The organism is Barnesiella sp. CU968 (assembly GCF_905219685.1).
Lineage (GTDB): Bacteria > Bacteroidota > Bacteroidia > Bacteroidales > Muribaculaceae > Lepagella > Lepagella muris_A.
Genome location: NZ_CAJMXD010000307.1, coordinates 1 through 3,532 on the forward strand (window position 1 = coordinate 1; position 3,532 = coordinate 3,532).

Annotated in this window: 4 protein-coding genes; 3 read left to right on the plus strand and 1 reads right to left on the minus strand. The window is 47.6% G+C overall.

Annotated features, from left to right (window positions below):
* The first annotated feature begins 141 nt into the window (after window positions 1-141).
* Window positions 142-1,698 (plus strand): sulfatase, encoded by a 1,557-nt coding sequence (locus tag JX312_RS10655; protein WP_204457979.1) that lies wholly within the window; start codon window positions 142-144, stop codon window positions 1,696-1,698.
* Here the strand turns inward: JX312_RS10655 and JX312_RS10660 are convergent.
* Window positions 1,670-2,293 (minus strand): HAD family phosphatase, encoded by a 624-nt coding sequence (locus tag JX312_RS10660; protein WP_123403508.1) that lies wholly within the window; start codon window positions 2,291-2,293, stop codon window positions 1,670-1,672. The two genes, JX312_RS10655 and JX312_RS10660, sit on opposite strands and share 29 nt — an antisense overlap.
* Window positions 2,294-2,400: 107 nt before the next feature.
* On the opposite strand from JX312_RS10660, the gene JX312_RS10665 reads away from it, so the two are divergent.
* Both JX312_RS10665 and JX312_RS10670 read left to right on the plus strand, forming a co-directional pair.
* Window positions 2,401-2,820: a hypothetical protein gene (locus JX312_RS10665; protein ID WP_204457980.1), complete on the plus strand. Its 420-nt coding sequence runs from the start codon at window positions 2,401-2,403 to the stop codon at window positions 2,818-2,820.
* Window positions 2,821-2,948: 128 nt separating this feature from the next.
* A partial coding sequence (locus JX312_RS10670) for a hypothetical protein (protein WP_204457981.1) occupies window positions 2,949-3,532 on the plus strand: 584 nt, incomplete at its 3' end.

Below are 3,532 nucleotides of genomic sequence, written 5' to 3' on the forward strand. Positions count from 1 at the left end.
TCTGCCGAGTGTCGAAATAATTGTTTTAAGTTTCGCCATGGTTAAAAATGAGGTTAAATTTGTTTTATTTTGAAGAAAAAATGTATCTTTGTGCAAAATTAGCAAAAACTTTAAAACTTACTCATGATTTACGGAAAAAAAATGAATTTTTTGTTGTGTGGAGTGAACGCACTTGCTCTTACACCTGCCGTGGCATCAGCCAAACCGGCGGAAAACAAAAATGCCGACAATCGTCCGAATGTACTTCTTATAGCGATTGATGACATGAAACCCTGGATCGGACCCTATGGCGATAAACTTGCAAAAACACCCTCGATGGATCGTCTTGCCTCCAGAGGCACTACTTTCAGCAACGCTTATTGTCAGGTGGCGTTGAGCGGACCTACCCGTAGTTCACTGATGACCGGTCTGAATCCGGATCATACCGGAGTATGGTGGCTGATGGGTTCTTTCAGAAAAAACAATCCTGATATCGTGACAATGCCTCAGGCTTTGAAAGAAAACGGTTATGAGACAGTAGGCGTGGGTAAGGTCTATCATCCTCTGAAAGACAAAGCGGTGAAAGACGACCCGATTTCATGGAGTCTTCCGTATGTCAAGGCACCCGGTGCCACCTATGCGCTTGCCAACGGGCGTGTCGCTACGGAATGCGCCGATGTTCCCGACAACGGTTATGTTGACGGAATAATAGCGGAAGAGGCGGTCAAGACGCTGCATAAGCTGAAAGAAGGCGATAAGCCGTTTTTTCTTGGAGTCGGTTTTAAGAAACCTCATCTGCCGTTTTGCGCTCCCAAGAAATATTGGGATATGTATGAGCGTGATGAAATGCCTGTGGCAAAATTCCAGGATATGGCGAGCGATGATGTGGAATATGCCTATCACAACTCGCTTGAGGTTAAGGGGTATTCCGATATCCCACCCTTCGAGAGTTATATAGACACAAAGCATCTTGACGAAGACACTCAGAAAAGACTGCTNCATGCATATTACGCGTGCATTTCGTATACTGACGCGCAGGTAGGCAAAGTGCTTGACGCGCTCGAGAAAGAGGGTCTTGCCGACAATACGGTGGTGATTCTTTACGGCGACCATGGCTATCATCTCGGGGACCACGGTCTTTGGAACAAAATGACGAATTTCGAGAATGCTACGCGTGTGCCGCTGATCGTGTCTGCGCCGGGAATGAAAAAGGGAGTCAAATCAGCTTCTATGGTTGAGTTCCTTGATATTTTCCCTACAGTCTGCGAACTGACCAAGACAGCACACCCGCAGCAGCTTGACGGCAAAAGCCTTGTGCCGGTACTGAAAAATCCCAAGGCAAAAATCAAGGATTACGCCATGAGCCAATATAGCCGCACCACAACGGAGAATTACACGATCTCAAGCGACACAGACCTCAAAGGCAAGGCAAAGGAACTCGAAGACGACATACACGGATATGCCATCCGCGATCCCCGTTATCGTCTGGTTGAATGGACAAAAGGGTTCAAGACCTACCAGCCGTTTGATGAAAACAAGGTGATCGGCTATCAGCTTTTTGATTATCAGAAAGATCCGGAAGAGCGTCACAATGTCGCCAATGATCCGGCTTATGCAGGAGTTGTGAAGAAACTCAAGAAGCTGCTCCGCGAATATTATGCCAGAAGCTATTCCTCCCCGATGAGCGAGCCTATCGCCCGTTGCGCAGAAGGGAAGTAAGAGCGGGACGCCAGTCTGCGTTGGTAGCTACATGGAGTCCGTGAATGCCCAGTCTTCGAGCTCCTTCAATGTTTTTTGCGGCATCATCGATGAAAAGTGTCTCATCGGCGAGAATACCGTCGCGTTCAAGCGCAAGGCGGAAGATTTTTTCGTCAGGTTTGTATGCTTTCAGTTCGTAGCTGAGAAACATTGAATGGAAATAATCGGAGATTGGGCGTTTGTCTGCACTCAGCCGGGGACTGTCGGTCAGTTCCATCATAAACGGGTTTGTGTTTGACAGCAGTCCGAGGTGATAATCCTTTTTCAGCTCAAGAAGAGTGCGTAGCCGATCAACTGGGGCACCGTCGAAGAAACCTTCCCAGCAGTATGCCGCATCCTGCATCGACACTTCATGTCCCGTTATTTCGCACATACCTTTGCGGAACTCCTCTTTATCGATTCTTCCCTCCTCAAGGTCAAGAAATATACCTTTCTGTCCGTGTGCGCCCATATATCTGCCGGTGTCCACACCCTGTGCCTCGAAGCGGCGAAATGCCTTTTCCGTGTTCTGGAGGAATATTACACCTCCCATGTCAAACAGTATGTTTTTTATCATAACGGTTGTCTGTTGTCTGGTCTGCACATCATGTGCAATGATTATGTATTAAATTTGCCTTTGCAAAATTAAGAAAAAATAATATCTTTGCTACAAGCATTGACGCAATGAAAGGAAAACTGTCGGCACTGATTGTATTGCTCGCCAATATCGGGATATTGGTTCACGCCGCCATCCCTCATTTTCACGGTGACGACATGTATGCTACATTTGCCCACATTGCCAGTCATTCGGTGATTGCCGGAAGCGGACACAGTGATTGTGACCACGACGGGGACACGGAAAAGCGTCCGGCATCGGAACATTGCGTGCTGAATGATACGATAGCCGCCCTTGCCTGCCGGTATGACCATTCGCCGTCGGAAATAGTGAAGGCGATGCTGATCCAGACGATTCTTCCGGGAGACTATCTTATATGGGTTCAGGAGAAACTCAAGGACAAGGAATATCCTGTGGTCCAGTCTCCATTGTTGGAAGATCCGGCGTTGAGCGCGGTCGCGATGCGTCGCGCTCCCCCTGTTGTATAAGCTTTGACACACATTTTCAATTAATCCTTTCAATTCGATTTTTTAATCATTCGCGCAGTCTTTATCCGTTTGTGATTATAGGTTGCGCTCATAAACAGTTGTTTAGACAACATATAAGCTAATACGACATGAACGATAAAATATTTAGAAAGTTGCGGAATTTTTGTTTCCGCGCATTTCTCGCAGGCGTGGCGGCATCCCTTTCATTTGGCGTTGCCGGTTGTCACGGGAAGCATGAACATGAACACGAGGGGGAGGAATCCCACCAGGGTCACTCACACAATGAAACTCTCCAGCTCACTGCATATAATTCTGAATTTGAGCTTTTTGCCGAGGCTCAGCCGTTTGTGGCTGGGCAGGAAAGCGAGATACTTGTCCATTTCACGAAGCTGAGCGATTTCAAACCTCTTGAAAAAGGGAAGGTCAGCATGAAACTTACAATCGGAGGAAAAAGCGTAAGTGTTGTCTGCGACAAACCTGTGCATCCCGGTATTTATGAATTTAAGGTAAGACCAGAGAAGAGAGGAGAAGGCAACCTCTCGTTCGAGATTGAGGGAGCCGGCGGTAAAAGTGTTGTGACAGTTCCTGGAATCACAGTCTACGATGATGAGCACGAGGCACACCACGAGGCAGCCGAAGCCGCCGCTAAAAGCAGCAACGGCATAGTCTTCCCGAAAGAGCAGAGCTGGAATGTGGAGTTTTCCACAGAGAA